Origin of the sequence: Bradyrhizobium sp., assembly GCF_016213215.1 — a bacterium.
Lineage (GTDB): Bacteria > Pseudomonadota > Alphaproteobacteria > Rhizobiales > Xanthobacteraceae > Bradyrhizobium.
This window is the reverse complement of sequence record NZ_JACRAW010000084.1, coordinates 1-21,877: the sequence shown is the minus strand read 5'-3', so window position 1 is coordinate 21,877 and position 21,877 is coordinate 1. Positions and strand designations below refer to the sequence as shown.

Annotated in this window: 20 protein-coding genes; 12 read left to right on the top strand and 8 right to left on the bottom strand. The window is 64.5% G+C overall.

The genetic code is table 11. The features are described 5' to 3' along the window. Positions 1-26 precede the first annotated feature (26 nt). The gene (locus tag HY852_RS14975) at positions 27-950 is read left to right on the top strand and encodes a LysR family transcriptional regulator (RefSeq protein ID WP_291605543.1); all 924 of its coding nucleotides are present in this window, start codon (positions 27-29) and stop codon (positions 948-950) included. Positions 951-1,016: 66 nt separating this feature from the next. Here the strand turns inward: HY852_RS14975 and HY852_RS14970 are convergent, their stop codons facing one another. Both HY852_RS14970 and mutY read right to left on the bottom strand, forming a co-directional pair. Beyond that, positions 1,017-1,637: a glutathione S-transferase N-terminal domain-containing protein gene (locus HY852_RS14970; RefSeq protein ID WP_291605542.1), complete on the bottom strand. Its 621-nt coding sequence runs from the start codon at positions 1,635-1,637 to the stop codon at positions 1,017-1,019. A gap of 80 nt (positions 1,638-1,717) precedes the next feature. Then, positions 1,718-2,833, bottom strand: coding sequence for an A/G-specific adenine glycosylase (gene mutY / locus HY852_RS14965; protein ID WP_291605563.1), 1,116 nt, complete (start codon positions 2,831-2,833; stop codon positions 1,718-1,720). A 169-nt stretch (positions 2,834-3,002) separates the two neighbouring features. Between mutY and HY852_RS14960 the strand changes: the two genes are divergently transcribed. From HY852_RS14960 to HY852_RS14920, 9 genes are all read left to right on the top strand, one after another. Further along, the gene (locus tag HY852_RS14960) at positions 3,003-3,482 is read left to right on the top strand and encodes a DUF721 domain-containing protein (protein WP_291605541.1); all 480 of its coding nucleotides are present in this window, start codon (positions 3,003-3,005) and stop codon (positions 3,480-3,482) included. Between the two features lie 117 nt (positions 3,483-3,599). After that, positions 3,600-4,256 carry a DsbA family protein gene (locus HY852_RS14955; RefSeq protein WP_291605540.1) on the top strand — a complete coding sequence of 219 codons (657 nt, stop codon included), beginning with the start codon at positions 3,600-3,602 and terminating at the stop codon, positions 4,254-4,256. Between the two features lie 195 nt (positions 4,257-4,451). After that, positions 4,452-7,916 (top strand): chromosome segregation protein SMC, encoded by a 3,465-nt coding sequence (smc, locus tag HY852_RS14950; RefSeq protein WP_291605539.1) that lies wholly within the window; start codon positions 4,452-4,454, stop codon positions 7,914-7,916. A gap of 150 nt (positions 7,917-8,066) precedes the next feature. Further along, positions 8,067-9,047, top strand: a complete 981-nt coding sequence (locus HY852_RS14945; protein WP_291605562.1) for a small ribosomal subunit Rsm22 family protein — start codon at positions 8,067-8,069, stop codon at positions 9,045-9,047. Positions 9,048-9,183: 136 nt separating this feature from the next. Continuing rightward, positions 9,184-9,744 (top strand): LemA family protein, encoded by a 561-nt coding sequence (locus HY852_RS14940; protein ID WP_291605538.1) that lies wholly within the window; start codon positions 9,184-9,186, stop codon positions 9,742-9,744. A 25-nt stretch (positions 9,745-9,769) separates the two neighbouring features. Continuing rightward, positions 9,770-10,912 (top strand): M48 family metallopeptidase, encoded by a 1,143-nt coding sequence (locus tag HY852_RS14935; protein WP_291605537.1) that lies wholly within the window; start codon positions 9,770-9,772, stop codon positions 10,910-10,912. Positions 10,913-11,073: 161 nt separating this feature from the next. Further along, positions 11,074-11,823: a hypothetical protein gene (locus HY852_RS14930; RefSeq protein ID WP_291605536.1), complete on the top strand. Its 750-nt coding sequence runs from the start codon at positions 11,074-11,076 to the stop codon at positions 11,821-11,823. 61 nt (positions 11,824-11,884) lie between these two features. Further along, positions 11,885-12,553, top strand: a complete 669-nt coding sequence (locus tag HY852_RS14925; protein WP_291605535.1) for a hypothetical protein — start codon at positions 11,885-11,887, stop codon at positions 12,551-12,553. A gap of 88 nt (positions 12,554-12,641) precedes the next feature. Beyond that, on the top strand, positions 12,642-12,974 hold the full coding sequence (locus HY852_RS14920) for a GIY-YIG nuclease family protein (RefSeq protein WP_291605534.1): 333 nt from the start codon (positions 12,642-12,644) through the stop codon (positions 12,972-12,974). 38 nt (positions 12,975-13,012) lie between these two features. Here HY852_RS14920 and HY852_RS14915 read toward each other — a convergent pair whose 3' ends face one another. The 6 genes from HY852_RS14915 to petA form a co-directional block, all read right to left on the bottom strand. Continuing rightward, a complete protein-coding gene (locus HY852_RS14915; protein WP_291605533.1) occupies positions 13,013-13,552 on the bottom strand; it encodes an adenine phosphoribosyltransferase in 540 nt (179 codons plus the stop codon). Positions 13,553-13,665: 113 nt separating this feature from the next. Continuing rightward, on the bottom strand, positions 13,666-15,831 hold the full coding sequence (locus tag HY852_RS14910) for an anthranilate synthase component I (RefSeq protein WP_291605532.1): 2,166 nt from the start codon (positions 15,829-15,831) through the stop codon (positions 13,666-13,668). A gap of 290 nt (positions 15,832-16,121) precedes the next feature. Continuing rightward, complete coding sequence (locus tag HY852_RS14905) at positions 16,122-16,817, bottom strand: hypothetical protein (RefSeq protein ID WP_291605531.1); 696 nt, start codon at positions 16,815-16,817, stop codon at positions 16,122-16,124. An 80-nt stretch (positions 16,818-16,897) separates the two neighbouring features. Then, positions 16,898-17,572, bottom strand: coding sequence for a dienelactone hydrolase family protein (locus HY852_RS14900; RefSeq protein ID WP_291605530.1), 675 nt, complete (start codon positions 17,570-17,572; stop codon positions 16,898-16,900). 171 nt (positions 17,573-17,743) lie between these two features. Next, positions 17,744-19,816 (bottom strand): cytochrome c1, encoded by a 2,073-nt coding sequence (locus HY852_RS14895; RefSeq protein WP_291605529.1) that lies wholly within the window; start codon positions 19,814-19,816, stop codon positions 17,744-17,746. 66 nt (positions 19,817-19,882) lie between these two features. Continuing rightward, on the bottom strand, positions 19,883-20,413 hold the full coding sequence (petA, locus tag HY852_RS14890) for a ubiquinol-cytochrome c reductase iron-sulfur subunit (protein WP_291605528.1): 531 nt from the start codon (positions 20,411-20,413) through the stop codon (positions 19,883-19,885). A 306-nt stretch (positions 20,414-20,719) separates the two neighbouring features. On the opposite strand from petA, the gene HY852_RS14885 reads away from it, so the two are divergent. Next, positions 20,720-21,175, top strand: a complete 456-nt coding sequence (locus HY852_RS14885; RefSeq protein ID WP_291605561.1) for a tRNA (cytidine(34)-2'-O)-methyltransferase — start codon at positions 20,720-20,722, stop codon at positions 21,173-21,175. Positions 21,176-21,191: 16 nt separating this feature from the next. Continuing rightward, positions 21,192-21,824: a 7-carboxy-7-deazaguanine synthase gene (gene queE, locus HY852_RS14880; RefSeq protein WP_291605527.1), complete on the top strand. Its 633-nt coding sequence runs from the start codon at positions 21,192-21,194 to the stop codon at positions 21,822-21,824. The last annotated feature ends 53 nt before the right edge of the window (positions 21,825-21,877 follow it).

The following is a 21,877-nucleotide window of genomic DNA, read 5'->3' as shown; positions in this document are numbered from 1 at the left end:
TAGATATTATGATATGTATTCGCTTTGTGAATTTGAATTCGCTTGATCTCAATCTGCTAAACGCACTCGACGCGCTGCTGCGAGAGGCCAGCGTCAGCCGCGCGGCGATGCGGATCGGCCTGTCGCAACCCGCGGCGAGCCACGCGCTGCAGCGACTGCGCGCGATCTTCGGCGACCCGCTGCTGGTTCGCACCGGCGCGCGGATGGAGCTTACGCCGCGGGCGCAAGCCCTGCGCGCACCCTTGGCGCAGGCGCTTGATCAGGTGCGCGGGCTCTTCGTTCCCGACGCCTTCGATGCGGCAAGGAGCGAGCGGCAGTTCCGCCTGATGATGCCGGATCTCGCGGTCGAACTGCTGATGCCCCCGCTGATGGAGAAGGTCACGCGCCTTGCGCCGAACGTTCGCATCGACGTGGTGCCATGGCGGGGACCTGCGATTTTCCATGCGGAGTTCGCCCGCACCATCGATGTCGTGATCTCGATCGGCGATGCCTTCAAGGGCTTCCACCGCCAGCTTCTCTATAGCGACAGCGACGCGCTGGCGGTGCGGCGCGGTCATCCGGTCGGAGCCAGGCTGAAGCAGCGCGAGGCGTTCCTCTCAGCGCGGCACGTTGCGGTGATCATCCGCGGCCAGAACGAGGACCTGATCGACAGCTGGCTGCGCAGCAAGGGCATCGCGCGCCGCATCGCGCTGGTCGTGCCGGGCTATATCGAGGCGCTGCACGTGGTCGCGCGCACTGATCTCGTGGCGTTCGTGCCGCGCCGCCTCATCGCAGCGCTATCCCGGCGATTGTCGCTCGCGGTCGTGACGCCGCCGCTCGATCCCGGCATCGACGAGCAGTTCATGTTCTACCCGACGCGCGCGCAGATGGACCCCGGCTCGATCTGGCTGCGCAAGCTGATGCTTCAGACGGGTCGAGAACTGGAGCGGGAGAAACGAAGGGCTACGTAGAAAGTGGGCTCAACAAGGCTCCCTCGAGCAGCCCCGGGGACCCACGGAGAGCAATTCGACCGCGCCTTACGCCTTCTCCTCCGCCACCACCTTGCGCACTGCCGGCCGCTCGGCCATGCGCCGGCGATGATCCGCCACCTTCGGCAGCGTTGCGATGTCGACGCCGTCAACCTCTAACCACCCGGACAGCGTGAACAGGTAGGCGTCGCAGACCGTGTAGCTCTCGCCCATCACCCACGGCCCCTTGAGCATCTCGCGCTCGATCAGCGCAAAGCACGCGCCGACCGTCTTCGGCACCATGCGCTTCATGTCGGCGAAGGAGCTCTCCTCGCCGGCCCAGCGATAGCCGCGCATGCGGTGCGCGTGCGCGACATGCACTGTGGAGCAGAGATAGCTGTTGAAGGCCTGTACCTGGGCGAACGCAAAGGCATCGTCGAGCGGAGCCAGTTTCGCCTTGGGAAAGGTTTGCGCGATGAAGGCCAGCATCGCCGGCGTCTCGGTCAGGATGCCGCGGTCGGTCACCAGCGAGGGCACACGCCCCTTGGGATTGATCGAAAGATATTCCGGACTGTTCTGCTGGTTGCTCTTGAAGTCGATCCGCTCGGTCGTATACGAGGCGCCGGCCTCCTCAAGGACAATATGGGTGGCGAGCGCACAGGTGCCGGGGGCGTAGTAGAGCTTGAGCATGTCGGTCCTCGCGGGAAAACCTGAAGTTAGCGAGGCTCTTTCGCTCCGTCCATAGCGTGCCTGTTTCGACCGGTGGCCGATCAAAGATCCAGCGCGTGTGCGACCACCTTTCGCATGACGTTCGGCAGCGCTTCGTCCTGCAACGTCGCGAGCGGCACCCAGCGCATGCCTTGCGGCGCGCGCGTCCGCGGGCCAACGCGCGCGGTATAGGTCACGAGCTCAAGCGGAAAATGCGTGAAGACGTGGGTGACCACGCCCGCCTTGCGGTGCCAGCGCGTGACGCCTTTCAGATCAGGCGACTGGAGCCGCGCGGTCTTGTCGTCCTGGCCGACGGCCCACTCCGAGCCGGGCACTTCGGTCATGCCGCCGAGCAATCCCTTCTCCGGGCGTGTGCGTACCAAAAGCTGATCGCCGCGGGTGACAACAAAGGCCGCACCGCGGCGCAGCGCGCCGGTCTTTTTCGGCGCCTTGCGCGGAAACGTCTCCGGCGCAGATTGCGCGCGCGCCGCACAGTCCTCGCTCAGCGGACACAGCACGCAGGCAGGCTTTTTCGGCGTGCAGATCGAGGAGCCAAGATCCATCAGCGCCTGGGCGCTGTCGCCGGCGCGAGACTTCTCGTCGCCGGCGCGCCGTTCGGCGAGCAGCGTCGCGGCCAACCGCCGGATCAGCGGCTTGGCCTGCGGCAGCTCGTCCTCGACCGCGTACAGCCGCGACACCACGCGCTCGATATTGCCGTCGACAGGCATTGTGCGCTGGTCGAAGGCGATCGCGGCAATGGCGGCCGCCGTATACGGCCCGATGCCCGGCAGCGCCCGCAGGCCTTCTTCGGTGTCCGGGAAAACCCCGCCATGGTCGCGCACCACCGCAACCGCGCAAGCATGGAGGTTGCGCGCCCGCGAGTAGTAGCCGAGCCCGGCCCACATCCGCAGCACGTCATCGAGCGAAGCGCGGCCGAGGGAGATGACATCCGGCCAGCGCGCGATGAACTTTTTGAAATACGGCCCGACCGTCTTCACGCCGGTCTGCTGCAGCATGATTTCCGACAGCCACACCTTGTAGGGGTCCGGCACATCCCCCGCAGCCGCGCGCCACGGCAATCTGCGGCGATGCCGGTCGTACCAGTCAAGCAGGCGCGTGGGGCTGGCGCCCGCTGGAACTTCTTGCGGTTTCATCTTGATGGCGGCGAAAGAGCTCATGGAAATAGTGTAGCTGCCCGTTGCAAGTCTCTCCACGTCATGCGCGTGCTCGTCGCGCGCATCCACGTCTTTCTTCCTGGTGGCGTGGATGGCCAGGACAAGCCTGGGCAAGCCAGGCCATGACGACCGGGGAATTTCCGGCCAACGGCGCACGATGATATAAGACGCCATGTCCAAGCCCCGTCCCACCAACGCCAAGCCGCTCTCGCTGCTGCTCAGCGACGTCTTTGCCGACGCCTATGCCAAGCAGGGCTTTGCCGCGCGCGAACTGGTGACGCGGTGGGGCGAGATCGCAGGTGCCGAGATCGCCGCCCATTCGGAGCCCCTGAAGATGCAATGGCCGCGACCCGTCGAGGGCCGGCCCCAGGAGCCGGCAACTCTGGTGCTGCGGGTCGAAGGACCGATGGCGCTGGAAATCCAGCATTCCTCTGACGTCATCCTGGAGCGGGTCAATCGCTTCTTCGGCTGGAGCGCGGTCGGAAAGCTGGCATTCCGCCAAGCCCCCCTGTCGCGCCGGACCCGGCCGCCACGGCCGAAAAGCCCCGATCAGAAAGCCGTGGCCGAGGTTGCTGAAACGCTCGGCCAAATCGACGATGAGGAGCTGCGGTCGGCGCTGGCGCGGCTCGGGGCCGCAATCAAGCGAAATTGAGCCTCCAGTCTGAACCCGACCTTACAGCCCGCCATTGCCAGAGGTGCCGTTTCGAGCTAGCGACATGCCAATCAATTGGGAACCTTGGGCGAGCCTACGCCAATCCGGGAGTGGACCTTGATCCTTACGCGCCGCGCCTTCACCACCATGCTTTCGCTGACCGGACTTGCCGCGCTCGCCGGGGTGTCGCCGCTGCGGCTGATCACGGAAGCGATGGCGCAAACCGCTGCCGACGTAGCCAAGCCGGTGTCGCTGCCAGACATGGCGCTCGGGCCGGCCAGCGCCTCCGTCACCATCACCGAATACGCCTCGTTGACCTGCCCGCATTGCGCGACGTTCAACGAGCAGGTGTTCCCGAAGATCAAGGCGGAATATATCGATACCGGCAAGGTGCGCTATATCTTCCGCGAGTTCCCGCTCGACATCAAAGCGGCCGCCGGCTCCATGCTGTCGCGATGCATCGCCAATGGCGACGCCGCCAAGTATTTCGCCGTCACCGACATGCTGTTCCGCCAGCAGAATGACTGGGTGATGAAGAACACGACCGAGACGCTGGCGCGAATCGGCAAGCAGGCCGGGCTGAGCCAACAGCAGGTAGAAGATTGCCTGAAGAACCAGGCGCTGCTCGACAAGATCGTGGCCGACCAGAAATACGCAAGCGAAGTGCTGAAGGTCGATTCGACGCCGACCTTCTTCATCAATGGCGACAAGATCAAGGGCGACGCCTCGTTCGAGGAATTTGCGAAGAAGATCAATCCGCTGTTGAAGAGCTGATCTTCACGTTTTGGTCCTGATTCGCCCTGCAAAAGCCTTGGGAAAAGCATTTTTCGCCGGTTGCCCTTGAGCGACGGCGCAGCCATTGTCGGGCGAGCATCAAGCCGCCAGGTGCGGCAGCCACACACTGACATTGCCTTCTATGGTATTGTCCCGGCAGGGAGATTCGCGTCCTGCCAACAGAGAAGCGTGTTCATGAAGATCACCCGCCTTCGCCTCCACGGTTTCAAGTCGTTCGTCGAACCAACCGACTTCGTGATCGACCCCGGTCTCACCGGCGTGGTCGGGCCGAACGGCTGCGGCAAGTCGAATCTGGTCGAAGCGCTGCGCTGGGCAATGGGCGAGACCTCACACAAGTCGCTGCGCGCGGCCGACATGGATGCCGTGATCTTCGCCGGCTCGGGCAACCGCCCGGCGCGCAATCACGCCGAAGTGGTCATGTCGATCGACAACACCGATCGTTCGGCGCCGGCTGCCGTCAATGACAGCCAGTTCCTCGAAATCTCCCGCCGTATCGAGCGCGAGGCCGGCTCGGTCTATCGCATCAACGGCCGCGACGTGCGCGCGCGCGACGTGCAGATCCTGTTCGCCGACGCCGCCACCGGGGCCCGCTCGCCGGCTCTCGTCCACCAGGGCAAGATCGGCGAGATCATCCAGGCCAAGCCCGAGCAGCGCCGCCGCGTACTGGAAGACGCCGCGGGCGTCGCCGGCCTGCACGCCCGCCGCCACGAGGCGGAGCTGCGGCTGAAAGCTGCCGAGACCAATCTCACGCGCGTCGAGGATGTCATCGGCCAGCTCGCCGGCCAGATCGAAGGCTTGAAGAAGCAGGCCCGCCAGGCCATCCGCTATCGCGAGGTCGCGGCCAAGGTGCGCAAGGCGGAGGCCACGCTGTTCCACCTGCGCTGGATCGCGGCCCATGCCGACGTCGGCGAATCCGGGCATACGCACGATCTCGCCGTCCGCGAGATGGCCGAGCGTACGCGCGAACAGGCCGAAGCGGCCCGTATCCAGGCGATCCGCGCCGCCGAACTGCCGGCGCTGCGCGAAGCCGAAGCGCGCGCGGCCGCGGGGCTGCAGCGCCTGACCAATGCACGTGAACTGCTTGACCGCGAGGAACAGCGCGCCAAGGAACGCGTCGGCGAGCTCGCGCGCCGCCTGACCCAGTTCGAGGGCGACATCGCCCGCGCCCAGCAGCAGACATCGGACGCCGAGATCGCGCTGCAGCGGCTCGACAGCGAGGACGCGGAGCTGAAGGAAGAGATCAAATCGCGCGTCGAGAAGCGCTCCGGCGTCGATGAGCGCGTCGCCGATGCCGAAGCGGTCCTGACCGCCGCCGAGCGCCAGTTCGCCGAGCTGACCACGGCGCTCGCCGATCTCACGGCCAAGCGCAACCAGCTCGAAGCCAATGTTCGCACCCATCGTGACCGCCTGGCGCGGCTCGATCATGAGATCGCAGGCGTTGCTGCCGAAGAAGAGAAGCTCGCGCAGGAAACCGGCAGCTTCGGCGATCTCGCCGAACTCGCCGCCGCGGTCGAGAGCGCCGGGCAGAATCTCGCGGCCTGCGAAGCCGCTGCGCAGGCCAGCGAAACCGCGCATATCGCCGCGCGCCAGACGCTGGAAGCCTCGCGTTCGCCACTGAACGAAGCCGACAAGCGGGTGCAGCGTCTCGAGACCGAGGCGCGGACCATTTCCAAGATGGTCAACAGCGAGACCAAGAATCTGTGGCCGCCGATCATCGATGGCGTCACCGTCGCCAAGGGCTACGAGAAGGCGCTGGGCGCCGCGCTCGGCGACGACCTCGACGCGCCGGTCGATCCCTCGGCGCCGATGCGCTGGACCAATGCCGGGTTGCGCGACGGCGATCCGGCCTTGCCGGAAGGCGTCGAGCGGCTCGCCGATCACGTCCAGGCGCCGTCGGAGCTGGCGCGACGCCTCGCGCAGATCGGCGTCGTGCCGCGCGAACGCGGCGCCGAACTGGCCTCGCAGCTCAAGACCGGCCAGCGGCTGGTGTCGCCCGAAGGCGACGTGTGGCGCTGGGACGGCTTCGTTGCGGCGGCGCATGCGCCGACGGGAGCAGCCCGCCGCCTCGCCGAACGGGCGCGGCTCGTCGATATTGAAAACGAGCTCGAGCAGGCCCGGATCGATGCCGCCATCAAGCGACAGGCGCTGGAGACGGCTGAGACCGAACTCAAGGCCGCCTCCGCCGCGGAAGGCGCTGCGCGCGAAGGCTGGCGTGCCGCGCAGCGCGAGGTCAACGCGGCGCGCGAGCGCCACGCCGGCGCCGAGCGCGAGGTCAATCGTCATGCGGCGCGCAAGTCGGCGCTCTCCGAGGCGCACAGCCGCCTTGCCGCCGACCGGAGCGAGGCGGAGGCGGCACACGAATCCGCCAGCGCCGCGCTTTCCGAACTGCCGCCGAGTTTTGAGACCGAAACCAGGTTAGCGGCGGTTCGCAGCGACATCGAGAGTCACCGCCGTCTTGCCGCCCAGGTTCGCGCCGAAGCGCAGGCACTGGCGCGCGAGGCCGAGCTTGCCGACCGCCGGCTCCAGGCGATCCAGGCCGAGCGCACCGAATGGCAAAACCGCAAGGAAGGCGCGGCCTCCCATATCGAAACCATCCAGGCCCGCATCGCCGAGCTCAACACCGAGCGTGCCGAACTCGAGAACGCGCCGGCCATATTCGCCGAGAAGCGCAGCGCGCTGATCAGCGAGATCGAGTTCGCCGAGAACGATCGCCGGGTCGCCTCCGACGCGCTGGCTGGCGCGGAAATCGCCATGGCGGAGACCGACCGCGCCGCGAAGACTTCGCTCGAAGCGCTGTCGAGCGCGCGCGAAGCCTGCGCGCGCGCCGAAGAGCGCATGGAAGGCGCGAGGCGCCGGCTGGACGACATCGAGCGCGAGATACGCGACATGCTCGAGATCGAACCGCAGGCCGTGGCCGGCCTTGCCGAGATCGAACCGGGCGCCGAACTGCCGCCGCTGCATGAGACCGAGGAAACCCTCGAGAAGCTGCGCCGCGACCGCGAGCGGCTGGGCGCCGTCAACCTGCGCGCCGAGGAAGAGCTGCGCGAGGTCGAAGCCCAGCATACCTCCCTCACCACGGAACGCGACGACCTCGTGGAAGCCATCAAGCGACTGCGCCAGGGCATCCAGAGCCTGAACCGCGAAGCCCGCGAGCGGCTGCTGACTTCGTTCGAAATCGTCAACAACCATTTCAAGCGCCTGTTTGTCGAGCTGTTCGGCGGCGGCGAAGCGGCTCTGCACCTGATCGAGAGCGACGACCCCCTGGAAGCCGGGCTCGAAATCATCGCAAAGCCGCCCGGCAAGAAACCGCAGACGCTGTCGCTGCTCTCGGGCGGCGAGCAGGCACTGACCGCGCTCGCGCTGATCTTCGCGGTGTTCCTCACCAATCCCTCGCCGATCTGCGTGCTGGACGAGGTCGACGCGCCGCTCGACGATCACAATGTGGAGCGGTTCTGCAATCTCCTGAACGAGATGACGAAGTCGACCGATACGCGCTTCATCATCATCACGCACAACCCGATCACGATGGCGCGCATGCACCGGCTGTTCGGCGTCACCATGGCCGAGCGCGGCGTGTCGCAACTGGTCTCCGTCAGCCTGCAGGAAGCCGTGGACATCCTCGACCAGGAAGTGGCGTGAGATTTCCGGCGCTCAGGTTGCCTGCCGGCACGCCACAAGCATTGACGTCATCATCCGCGAAAGCGGATGATCCAGTACGCCGCGCCGCCTGAAGTCGGCCTTGCTGTCCCTGATTACTGGATGCCCCGCCTTCGCGGGGCTTGAGAATTGATCGTGATTCCCCCCACCCTGCCTGCCGAACTGAAAGCCGCGCTCGAGGCCAAGCTCGAGGGCTTCTCCCGCAGCGAAGCGGCCGAACGCGCGGGGCGGATCTCGGAGACCTATCGCGCGGGCGGCACCTCCGCCACGATCAGATCGGAAAGGGATGCGCTCGCCTACGCGCTGGCGCGCATGCCCGCGACCTATGCGGCGGTCGCCGCGAGCCTCAATGCCCTGACCGAGATCGTGCCGGACCTCGCTCCGGCCAGCCTGCTCGATGTCGGCGCGGGACCCGGGACCGCGAGCTGGGCGGCGGCGCAGGCATTTTCTTCCCTCACCTCGTTCACGCTGATCGACGCCAACGACAACCTGCGCCGGCTTGGGCTCGCGCTGGCGCGCGACAGCGCGCGGCTGGAGGACTATCGCTATCTGCCGGGCGAGGCTTGCACGAACGTTGCCGCCGCCGATGCGGGCGACCTCGTCATCGCAAGCTATCTGATGGGCGAACTTGGCGAGGACGATCAGCGCAGGCTCGCCGAGGCGATGTGGGCGAAGGCCCGCCACGCGCTGCTGGTGATCGAACCCGGTACGCCGGCCGGCTATGCACGCATCCTTGCGTTGCGCGAACAGCTGATTGCGGCCGGCGGACACGTCGCGGTGCCCTGCCCGCATGATGGTCCCTGTCCGCTTGTCTCGCCGGACTGGTGCCACTTCAGCCAACGTCTGCCTCGCCTGCAGGCGCACAAGCAGATCAAGGGGGCGGACGTGCCCTTCGAGGATGAGAGATTTGCCTATGTCGCGCTGACACGGGCACAGGTCACGCGCCCCCATGCGCGTGTGCTGGCGCCGCCGGTGGTCGGAAAGGCCGAGATCGTCGCAAAACTCTGTACTGCCGATGGCCTTGCGAAAGCGAAGATACCGCGCCGTGACAAGGCCGCTTATGCGCAGGCGAGGCGCTGGCGCTGGGGCGATGGCGTCATGGACGAGAGTTAACCGTGTTTCTGTGAAAACACTTTGAACTAGGAACGGCTCGCAATCGACAAATCCAACGCATCCCGCCATGCCGGCCTGCCGCTCGGCGTTCTTTTGGTTTACGCTGCCCGCCTTCTTCCCTGCTCAGGAGTTCTTCATGTCGACCGGCTGGATCGTTCTCGGCGTTATCGTCATTCTCGTGCTGTTCGCCCTTGCGATGTACAACCGCCTCGTGGCGCTGAGCCAGCGCGTCAGCCAGGCATTTGCCGACATCGACGTGCAGCTCAAACAGCGTCACGATCTGGTGCCGAACCTGATCGAGACGGTGAAAGGTTACGCAACGCACGAGCGCGGCACGCTGGACGAGGTCGTCAAGGCCCGCAACGCCGCGATCTCCGCGCAGGGACCTGCCCAGATCTCGGCCGCCGAGAGCCAGCTGAGCGGCGCGCTGGGCCGCCTGATCGCGCTTTCGGAGGCCTATCCGGATCTCAAGGCCAACGCCAATTTCCAGCAGCTCGCCAGTGAGCTGTCGGACCTGGAAAACAAGATCGCGGCGAGCCGCCGCTTCTTCAACAACGCGGTCCAGGAGTACAATACCGGCATCCAGCAGATGCCTGCCGCTTTGTTCGCCGGCACGTTCGGCTTTACCCCCAAGGAATTCTTCGACCTCGGCAGCAGCCGGACCGAACTCGAGGTGGCCCCGTCGGTGAAGTTCTGAGCTAACCAGCCGGCAGAGCAGCGTCATGGCCGCGTACGGGCTCTACACCCACATCGCGTCGAACAGGGTTCGTTCGATGCTGCTGCTCGCCGGCTTGTTTCTTCTGATTTACGTGCTGGTCTATGCCGGCGCGCTCGTTGCGGAAGTCATCATCGACAGCGACCGAACGGTCGCGTTCTATCTCACGAACGCGGCCCACGACCTCGTGGCCGCCTTTCCGTACGCCACGATCGCGGCCGCCGTCTGGATCGTCGTCGCCTATTTCTTCCACCAATCGATCATCGACGCCGTCACCGGCGGCCACGCGGTGACGCGGCAGGAAGAGCCGCGGCTCTACAACTTGCTCGAAAATCTCTCCATCTCGCGCGGCATCACGATGCCGAAGCTGAAGGTCATGGAAAGCCCCGCGCTGAACGCTTTCGCCTCCGGACTCAATCAGCGCCAGTACGCCATTACCGTGACGACCGGCCTGCTGGAGGAGCTGAACGACCAGGAAATCGAGGCGGTGCTCGGGCATGAACTGACCCACATCCGCAATGGCGATGTGCAGCTGATGGTGGTCGCCGTCATTATCGCCGGCGTGGTCGGCTTCCTTGGCGAGCTGTTCTTCCGGCTGTTCACCAATCTGAACTGGAGTTCGAGCAGCGGCGGCTCATCGTCATCGTCCTCTTCGTCGTCCTCATCGAGCAGCGACAGCAAGAGCTCCGGCGGCGGGGCGATCGCCGTTATCGTCATCGCGATCGTGCTGATGATGCTCGCCTGGCTGTTGTCTCAGGTGGTCAAGCTCGCCTTGTCGCGATCGCGCGAATTCATGGCTGACGCGGGCTCGGTAGAATTGACCAAGAACCCGGATGCCATGATCACGGCGCTTCGCAAGATCGACGGACGCGGCGAACTGTCCGGCGCCACCTCGGCGGTGATGGAGCTGTGCGTCGACAACCCGCGCGAAGGCTTTGCCGACCTGTTCGCCACCCACCCATCCGTGGAATCCCGGATCAAGGCGCTCGTCAGATATGGCGGCGGACACGACCCCGGCCCGCTGGAGCCGCTCACAGACGCGTCCGATGAGACCGAGCGCGAGCCGGAACCGGCCGAGATCACCGAGAGCCGGTCCGAGGAACCGGCGGGCACGCTGGGTGCTGCGGCGGGCCCCCGGGGGCGCCGCTAGGAGTACTTGCACGCCCGCGCAACGTGCCCCGAGAAAAGCGTAGAGAATGGCCGGACGGCCCTCTTAAGGATTTGAATTCTCCCTTGTTTCTGCCATGTTCGCGCCCACAGCATGGGTGCGTGCCGATCGCCTGACGATCGGGGGCTCGTTAAGGGACGGACATGGCAAAACCGGCAGTAGTTGTGGTGGGCGCCGACAAGGGCGGCGTCGGAAAGACGACGGTCTCGCGGACCTTGCTGGATTATTTCAGCGCCAACAATGTGCCCACCCGGGCCTTCGACACGGAATCCCCACGCGGCACCCTGAAGCGCTTTCACCCCGACGCGACCGAGATCGTCGACATGATGTCGACGGCGGACCAGATGAAGATCTTCGACACGCTCAATGCCGTGAGCCCGTCGGTGACCGTGATCGATGTCCGCGCCGGCCTGTTGTCGCCCGCCCTCGCCTCCTTGCGCGACATCGGCTTCCTCGACGCCGCCAAGGCCGGCCAGATCACCTTTGCCGTGTTCCACATCCTCGGCCCCTCGATCGCCTCGCTGGAGGAGATCGCCGAGACTGCCAGCTTCATGGGCGGCGCGAAGTACTTCCTGGTGAAAAACTTCATCAACAACACCAGCTTCTTCGAGTGGGATCAGTCCACCTACAATTCCTATTTCCATCGCATCAAGGATGCGACCGAGCTGACCATCCCGAAGCTGAACGAAATGGCCTACGAACAGGTCGAGGTCGCCTCGGTCCCGTTCCTGAAATTCGTTGCCAACAAGGGCGTCCGCGACGAGGCGGCCAATTATTCCTTCGTGCTGCGCGGCTATGTCCGGCACTGGCTCGCAAATGTCTGGAGCGAGTTCGACCGCATCAAGCTGACCGACATCGTCGGGTCGAGGCCCGGCCACGCCGGAGAAAAATGATTTGCGGTGAAGGAGGATTCGGCTCTATTGACCGCCGACCCCTCACCAATCATTGCGCGTGATGTCCGCCACGCCCGTCTACATCGTCTGTTCGCCTCGCCCGCAGGTCGGCAAGACGCTGCTGTCGCGGCTGGCCGTTGAATACCTGCTGCTCCGGAACGGCGACGTCCTCGCCTTCGACGTGAACCTGAAAGAGCCATCGCTGCTCGACTATTTGCCGAAGGTCACCGAGACCGCGGACGTGACCGACACGCTGGGCAAGATGCACCTGATGGACCGGGTCATCGCCAACGACGGGCTCGCCAAGGTGATCGACCTCGGCTTCCACGCCTTCGACGAGTTCTTCAAGATGACCGAGGAGATCGGCTTCATGAAGGAGGCGCTCCGCCGCGGCGTCGTGCCGCTGATCCTGTTTGTAGCCGACACCGACCGGGGTTCGGCGCGCGCCTACGAAATGCTCAGCGAGCAGATCCCGCGCGCCAACCTGATTACCGTCGACAATGAATATGTCGTTCGCGGCGAACTGCCGTCTGCGATGGCCGATGGCCGGCAGTTCCACCTGCCCGCGCTGCCCACGTTCCTCAAGACGTATATCGACCGGCTGTCCTTTTCATTCACGGGCTATCTGCGCCAGGAGCATGATTCATCGACCGAGCTGCACCAGTGGATTCGCGGCAGCTATCTCGGCTTCCGCGAACTCGAGCTCAGCATGCTCCTGCAGCAATCTTAGGCCCATCGCCAAATTTTACCCGGGTAATATTGACGCCTTGCACTGCGGTTGCTATGCGTGGCGGGACCGCAATTGACGAGGGCCGTCCGTGAGCACCGACCGAAAAGCAGCGATCGCCGCCTACAAGGAACGCAAGACGGTCGCGGGAATCTATGCCGTCCGCTGCGCGGCCTCAGGGGAAGTCTGGGTAGGTCAGGCCCCCGACATCGAAAAGATCCAGAATCGGATCTGGTTCTCGCTTCGCCACGGCAGCCACACGTGCCGCAGCCTGCAGGCGGCGTGGCGCACCCAGGGTCCCGACGGTCTGAAGTTCGAAGAATGCGAGCGCCTGGAAGATGAGGAGTCGAGCTACGTCAGAAACGCGCTCCTGAAGGAGCGCATGCGGCATTGGCAGTCCGTACTGACAGCGGAGGCCATCTGAGATCTCGATGCGTTGTGCTCGCTCGAGGCGAGCACAATTCAATGCCCCTCGAACGTGATCAACGTGCGCACGGGCACGTCCATCGCGCGCAGCTTGGCTGCGCCGCCGAGTTCCGGCAGGTCGATGATGAAGCAAGCCGCCACCACGTTGGCCCCGATCTGCCGCAGCAGCTTTACCGCGCCCTCGGCGGTGCCGCCGGTCGCGATGAGATCGTCAACCAGGATCACGCGCTCCCCCGGGTGGACGGCATCGGCGTGCATTTCCATTTCATCGATGCCGTATTCCAGCGAATAGGCGATGCTGACCGTGGTGTGCGGCAGCTTGCCTTTCTTGCGGATCGGCACGAAGCCGGCGGAAAGCTGGTGTGCGACTGCGCCGCCGAGAATGAAGCCGCGCGCCTCGATGCCGGCGACCTTGTCCATCTTCGACCCCGCCCAGGGCTGCACGAGTTCGTCGACCGAGCGACGGAAGGCCCGCGCGTCCGCCAGCAGCGTTGTGATGTCGCGGAACATGATTCCGGGCTTGGGATAGTCCGGGATAGTGCGGACCGTCGATTTCAGATCCTGATCAAAAGTCATGGATTACGTCCCCTGTCATTCCGGGGCGATGCGAAAGCAACGACCCGGAAACTCGAGATTCCGGGTCTGGTGCTTTCGCACCATCCCGGAATGACGAGAATGAAATACTGCACTCAATTCGCCCCCACATCGAGCCGGAACGCGTTCTCGACAATGCGCAAACCAACTTCGCCACCCAGCGACATCAGCGACTCCGGGTGGAACTGCACGCCCCCGACCGGCAAGCTCTTGTGCTCGAGCGCCATTGCGACCCCATCCTCGGTGCTGGCCGTCACCTTCAGAACATCCGGCATACCGTCGCGCTCGACATAGAGCGAGTGATAGCGACCGATGACGATTTCATTCGGCAGGTTCTGCATCAGGCGCCCGCCCCGCACCTGCACGCGCGAGGGCCGGCCATGGGCCGGCTGGGTGAGCTGCCCGAGATGACCGCCGAAATATTCGCCGATCGCCTGCACGCCGAGGCAGACGCCGAACACCGGCAGCTTCTTTTCCAGCGCGGCGTCGATCGTCTTCGAGATCGCGAAATCTTCCGGGCGTCCCGGGCCTGGCGACAGCACCAGAAGGTCCCACTTCCGCTGCTTGAGCATGTCGAGCGCGTGCACGTAGCGTACCACGGTGACGCTGGCGCCGACCTGCCGGAAATAATCGGCCAGCATGTGCACGAAACTGTCGTCGTGATCGATCAGCAGCACCTGCTTGCCGCTTCCGGTCGCGTCGGGAGCGAAGGTCGAGAGCGGCTTGGGCGGATCGCCGCGCAGCGCCTGGAACAGCGCCGCCGCCTTGACCTGGCATTCGCGGTCCTCCGCCGCGGGATCTGAATCGAACAGACAGGTGGCGCCGACCCGCACCTCGGCAAGCCCGTCCTTCATGCGGATGGTGCGGATCGTCAGGCCGGTGTTGATGCTGCCGTCGAAATTAACGCAGCCGATCGCGCCGGCATACCAGCGCCGCGGCGAGCGCTCGTGGTCCTCGACGAACTGCATCGCCCATAGTTTCGGCGCGCCGGTCACCGTCACCGCCCAGGCATGGGTCAGGAAGGCATCGAGCGCATCGAAGCCCGGGCGCAGCATGCCCTCGACGTGGTCGACGGTGTGAAACAGCTTCGAATAGGTCTCGATCTGCCGCCGCGCCAGAACCTTGATCGTGCCGGGCACGCAGACGCGCGCCTTGTCGTTGCGGTCGACGTCCGTGCACATGTTGAGCTCGAACTCGTCCTTCTTCGAATTCAGGAGCTGGCGGATCTGCTCGGCATCGCCGATCGCATCCGTGCCGCGCGCAATGGTGCCGGAGATCGGACAGGTTTCCACCCGCCTGCCGTCCGAGCGTACGAACATTTCCGGCGAGGCGGACACCAGGAATTCGCCTTCGCCGAGATTCATCAGCGCGCCGTAGGGCGACGGGTTGATGACGCAGAGCCGCTGGAACACCTCCGCCGGCGAGCGCTCACACGGTTCGGCAAACAGCTGTCCCGGCACCGCCTCGAACAGGTCGCCGCGGGCAAACGCCGCGCGCGCGGTCTCCACCGTCGCCTGGTATTCGCGGGGCGCGTGATCGGCAAACCCTTGCCGGTCCGTATGGGAGTAAACGCTCTCGGCCGTCTCGCGCGCAACGCCCGCGCTGGACTTGCCGTTCCAGGCAAAGTCATAGCTCAGCACAACGCCGCGACCGGTGGCGCGGTCATAGGCCAGCAGCCGGTCCGGTACGTAGAGCACGATGTCGCGCTGGTCGGCCTCGCGCGGCCGCTTCTGCACGAGGTCCTCGATCTGAAAGACGAGATCATACGCAAAGGCGCCGAACAAGCCGAGCAGCGGATCCTCAGTGGCGGAGAACGCGGCGATAAGGGCGCGCACCAGCGACATTACACTGGCGCGCCGGGTGCGCTGGTCTTCCTCGACAGGCGCTTCGCCGCGAATGATATGGCCGGCCAGCCGCGTCGACGTCTTCTCGGAGACGACCACGCAAGGCTCGTTCAGCACGTCAGCGAGGAAAGCGATCAGCACTTGCCCGCGGGCGTTCAGCGCTTCCAGCGCAAAGTCGAACCCTTTGGTCTCCAGTACCAGCGGCGGGTCGGCGAAGCCGAGATCGAAGCTTTCATAGCGGCCGGGCACCGTCGTGCCCGACGACAGCACCACGCCGCGGCGGCGATCAAGCAGGCTGACGAGGTCATCGAGCCGGCTGGCGCCGCCGGTGAACTGCTCGACCGCGCGCGTGATCGAGAGCCCCGCGCGGGTGCGGTATTCGCTGCGGGCCGGCAGAGCGAAGACTGTCCTGTTCATGTGCTCCTCTTACGAAACTTGTCGAGGGAACGCCACACAGGACAAACGAAGGGGCCGCCGCGCTGTGATGGCGGCCTTCGACGATTGTTGGAAACGAAATCGCACCGGCCACCTTCAGAAGGTGGGCCACCAACGACGGGACGGGCGGACGGCGGTGCTCATGGTCTGAGTACACACCACGGCCGGGGGGCTACGTCAAGGGCATAGCCGTCTCGGGATAACCTGCGTTGACGCCGGCCACTCTTGCCAGCGGCCGTCCGAGAGACCGGCATATGCGGTCTACTGCCCCACTATTGCTCTTCCGGTTCAGGCAGCCATTCAAACTTGCGCTTCTTCCGGTCCCATTTCAGGACCGAGTAGTTGTCGCATTCCATGCACGTCCAGGCGACGATGCTGTTGTCATTGCCCTTCTGCAAGGCGCCAAATTGACGATCCGTCCGCAAGGCGCTCGCAAACCGGACCTTTGCCTTCCCGTCGACCGGTTGATTAAGGATCAGAATGAACCTGCCCTTTTCGCCCGAGCATTCCTGAAAGACTCCCACCAGTGCAACTTGCTTGGTGGTCGTGCCATCGAAACGTCCTTCTATAGCGAAGGACATCTTGGCAGCCGCCATTACATCAACACCGCCGTCGAACAACAACTCCCGCGGAATGAGGTCCTTGCGGAATTCAGTCGCCCTGCACCAATTCTTGTTGATCTGGTTCGCGGGAATACCCCGAACCTCGGTTGTAAACGGATGGAAATCAGCGACGACCCACCAGGCGATCCTTTTTAAGTCACCCTCGATCGTCACGAAGTCTGGCTCAGCTCGCGCGTGAGCAATCGCGAGCACAAAAGAGCTGCCCAAGACAACTGTCCATAGCGCAGCGAGACCAAAGACGCCGCGAGCTATGCGGAAGGCCCTTTCAGACACAGGCATTGTCGTCAACAGCCGTCGCCTCACGTCATATGGGATGCTCGGCGCCACGTTGTTGGCGCTGGACACGATTGGTTGCCGAACCGCTCCAACGGGGCCGCCCGACGACCGGGCGGCCTGTCTTGTGTCGGTTGAACGCGGTGTGGGGTTCACCCCAGGTGCTTCCTGAAGAACTCGGCCGCCCGGCTCCAGGCAAGCTCGGAAGCCCAGCGGTCGTGCACCTGGACGCGCTGCTCGTTGGCGAAGGCATGGTGGGCGTCGTAGCGGTACAGCTCCAGCGGCTTGCTGGCCGCAATCATGGCTTTCTCGAACGCATCCACCAACTCGGGCGTGCACCAATCGTCTTGATTGGCGAAATGCGCCTGCAGCGGAATCATCACGTCGGCCGGCTTAGCGGCCTGCTCGGGCGGGATGCCGTAGAACACGACGCCCGCCGCGAGCTCCGGGATCTTTGTGGCGCCGATGATGGTCACGGCGCCGCCCAGGCAGAAGCCGGTGAGCCCGACCCTGGCCCCGTTCCTCGAAAGATACTGCACTGCCCCGCGCACCGTCTGGGTGGTGGCGTCCATGAAGTCCAGCGAGTTCATCTCGTTCGCCGCCGCTTCCGTGTCGTGATACGGCACGACCGTGCCCTTGTAGAGATCGGGCGCCAGCGCATCGAAGCCGGCCAGCGCAAAACGATCGCACATGCCCTTGATCTGGTCCGACAGCCCCCACCATTCCTGGATTACGACCACGCCGGGCGCATTGCCGCTCGCGGCATTGGCGAGGTAGCCGGACGCTTCTTCGCCGTCCGGGCGCTTGAAGGTGATGATGGTACCCATGTTTTCCTCCCACGATTTCTTCCAGGGCGTCGCAACATTCTGTCCGCTGTGACGGCGCGACGCAATCCATGCCGTCGTCATCCGGGGAATGCGCGTTGCGAACCAGGAACGGCATAAGCCGAAAACAAAAAAGCCCCCGAAGGGGCTTTTCGTTTTTGACTTGATGCCGCGTCAGTGGGCGCCGGCCCAGACCTTCTTCTTGGTGAAGTACAGGAGACTTGAGAGCAGGAGCAGGACCACGAACACCTGGAAGCCGAGGCGCTTGCGCGCTTCCATGTGGGGCTCGGCGGCCCACATCAGGAAGGCCGTGACGTCCTTGGCATACTGCTCGACCGTCGTCGGCGAGCCGTCGTCGTAGGTCACCTGGCCGTCGCTCAAGGGCCTCGGCATCTTGATGGCATGACCCGGGAAGTACTTGTTGTAGTACGAGCCTTCCGGGATCGTCGCGCCCGCGGGCGGTTCGTCTTCAAAGCCCACGAGGAGGGCCGCGAGGTAGTCCGGACCCTGCTCCTGATAGTTGGAGAAGAAGTCGAAAATGAACGTGGGAAAACCGCGTTTATACGAACGCGCCTTGGTGATCAGCGACAAGTCGGGCGGCGCCGCGCCGCCGTTCGCCGCCCGAGCCATCTGCTCGTTCGGGAACGGCGAAGGGAAATAATCCGCCGCGCGGCCGGGGCGCTCGAACATCTCGCCCTGATCGTTGGGGCCGTCCTTGACCTTGTACTCGGCGGCCAACGCATTCACCTGCGCCGTCGAGTAGCCGGGCCCGCCCTGGTCGGCGAGGTTGCGGAACGCGATATAGGACAGGCCGTGGCAGTTGGCGCACACTTCCTTGTAGACCTTCAGGCCGCGTTGCAGGGCCCCACGGTCGAACGTGCCGAAGGGACCTGCGAACGACCACTTCACGGCCGGCGGGGTGTCCACCCGTTCCGAGGCTCGTGCGCTATCGGTGCTGCCGGCAAAGAGCGCGCCCGCGACCGCGAGCGCGATCACCGTGGACACCATCGGCGTTGCCTTGCTTCCGGTCTTCGCCAACACGTCATCGGCGATCGAGTTCGGCACCGGCCGCGGTTTCTCGATGCGGGCAAGGAGCGGCAGCACGATGAGGAAGTAGGCGAAATAGCAGAACGTCAGGATACGGCCGGCGATCACATAGATGCCCTCCGCCGGCTGCGCGCCGAGATAGCCGAGCAGCACGCAGACCGCGACGAAGATCCAGAAGAACTGCTTCGCCAGCGGGCGATACTTCGAGGACCTCGTCCTGGCGCTGTCCAGCCAGGGCAGGAAAACCAGCACGATGATCGCCCCGAACATCGCGACCACGCCCGCGAGCTTGTTCGGGATCGAACGCAGGATGGCGTAGAACGGCAGGTAGTACCATTCCGGCACGATGTGTGGCGGCGTCACGCCGGGGTTGGCCGGAATGTAGTTGTCGGCCTCGCCGAGATAGTTCGGCATGTAGAAGATGAAATACGCATAGAGGATCGCGAAGCACGACGCGCCGAACAGATCCTTGATCGTCGCATACGGCGTGAACGGCACGGTGTCCTTCTCGGTCTTGGCTTCAACGCCGGCCGGATTGTTCTGGCCCGCCACGTGCAGCGCCCACACGTGCAGCACCACCACGCCGGCGATCAGGAACGGCAGCAGATAGTGCAGCGAGAAGAAGCGGTTCAGGGTCGGGTTGCCGACCGAATAGCCGCCCCAGAGCAGGGTCACGATGTCCTCGCCGAAGAAGGGCACGGCTGAGAACAGGTTGGTGATGACGGTGGCGCCCCAGAAGCTCATCTGGCCCCACGGCAGGACGTAGCCCATGAAGCCGGTGGCCATCATGAGGAGGTAGATGATGACGCCGAGGATCCACAGCACTTCGCGCGGCTCCTTGTACGAGCCGTAGTAGAGGCCGCGGAACATGTGGATGTAGACGGCCAGGAAGAACATCGAAGCGCCGACGGCGTGCATGTTGCGCAGCAGCCAGCCGTAATTGACGTCGCGAACGATCAGTTCGACCGAGCGGAAGGCGAGGTCCGCATGCGGCGTGTAGTGCATCGCCAGCACGATGCCGGTCACGATTTGGATGGCCAGCATGAACGACAGGATGGCACCGAAGGTCCACCAGTAGTTCAGGTTCCGCGGCGTGGGATACGCGACGAAAGAAGAATGCATTAGACCAAGAATCGGCAGGCGCCGCTCAATCCATTTCAGGACGGGATGGCTCGGCTGGTAGTCGGAGGGTCCGCTCATGATGCGATCCTGGAGGAAATAAGACGACGCGACGGGCACAAAGCCTCCGGAGCTTGGCTCCGAGGCTCAGCCGATCTGGATTTTGGTGTCCGAAACGAACTGGTACGGCGGCACGGGCAGGTTGGCCGGCGCCGGTCCCTGGCGAATGCGGCCGGAAGTGTCGTACACCGACCCATGGCAGGGGCAGAAGAAGCCGTCGTAAGCGCCCTCATGGGCGATCGGGATGCAACCGAGATGGGTGCAGATGCCGATCACGACCAGCCACTGCTCATGACCGGACTTAACCCGGGCATCATCGGGCTGCGGATCGGGCAGGCTCGAGACCTGCACCGCGCGGGCTTCTTCGATCTGCTTCTTGGTGCGGTGACTGATGAAGATCGGCTTGCCGCGCCAGAACACCTTGATGTCCTGGCCTTCCGCGATCGGTGACAGGTCAACCTCGATCGGTGCGCCGGCCGCAACCGTCGAGGCGTCCGGATTCATCTGGGAAATGAATGGCCACGCCGTGGCCACCGCCCCCACCGCGGCTACTGCACCGGTTGCAACGTAGAGGAAATCACGGCGTGTCGGTTGCTCCGCCGAAGACGCTGTCGTCACGATTTCAAGCCCTTTCTCATCTGCAGCCGGTGGAACTACCCCGGTGGCGCCCACGGTGCGCGCCCAAAGTGCGCTCCCATGCGTGCCCGGGACAGACTGCCGGCTTCCGCGACCCCCGCGGCGGCAGAAAGACTACCTTTTTCGCGCCAAACGGACGAAACCAGCAGCCCAGAATCGTTCTATTGGCACCCTTGCCGGAATAGCGCAAGCCCGGTATCGGCCTACAAAAGGGCAATGTCCGAATTCCGTCCGGCGCGATGTTTTCATCCAGACATTCGCCCGGGGCTCACCCCGCCGTTCAACATCATGCAGATCGCGCTTTTCCAACCCGACATCCCGCAGAATACCGGCACGATTCTGCGGCTTTGTGCGTGCCTGGACCTCCCCGCCCACATCATCGAGCCGGCCGGCTTTGCTTTTTCAGACCGGCTGTTCCGCCGGGCGGGCATGGACTATCTCGACCACCTGTCCCTGACCCGTCACGACTCCTGGTCCAAATTCCAGGCTTGGCGGGTGGAGAAAGGCTGCCGGCTGGTCCTCTTCACCACCAAGGCGGCAAGCCACTATCTTGATTTTCGTTATGCCGCGTCTGACATCCTGCTATTCGGACGCGAGACGGCGGGGGTGACCGACGAGGTGGTCGCGGCCGCCGATGCACGGCTGGTGATCCCCATCAAGCCCGGCCTGCGCTCGCTCAATGTGGCGATAACCGCGGCCATGGCCGCAGGCGAAGCCTTGCGGCAGATCCGCAGCAACGGCTGAAGTTCAGGAGAAGAGCGTGAGTTACGCGGTCAAGGAGATCTTCCTGACCCTGCAGGGCGAAGGCGCTCATTGCGGGCGCGCAGCCGTATTTTGTCGTTTTGCCGGCTGCAACCTGTGGAGCGGACGCGAGGAGGATCGCGAGAGCGCGACCTGCCGATTCTGCGACACCGATTTCGTCGGCACCGACGGCACCCTGGGCGGCCGCTATGCTTCCGCGGAAGAACTCGCCGACACCATCGCAGCGCAATGGACCGGGGCGGATGCCAGCCGCTATGTCGTATTGACCGGGGGCGAGCCGCTGCTGCAGGTGGACGCGCCCCTCATCGAAGCGCTCCATGCCCGCGGTTTCGAGATCGGCGTCGAAACCAACGGCACGGTCACCCCGCCGGACGGGCTGGACTGGATCTGCGTCAGCCCAAAGGCCGGAGCGGAACTCGTCGTATGCCAGGGTCACGAGCTGAAGCTCGTCTATCCGCAGGAAGACGCCGCACCGGAGCAGTTCGAAGGTCTTGCTTTCGAGCGTTTTTCGCTGCAGCCGATGGACGGTCCGAACGTGGCCGAAAACACGGCGCGTGCGGTCGCGTACTGCCTGAGGCATCCGCAGTGGCGGCTCAGCTTGCAAACACACAAGGCGATCGGGATCAGGTAGAACTTTAACTTCAAGAACCATTTCAGCTTCAAGTTCAACTTCAACAAGAACGG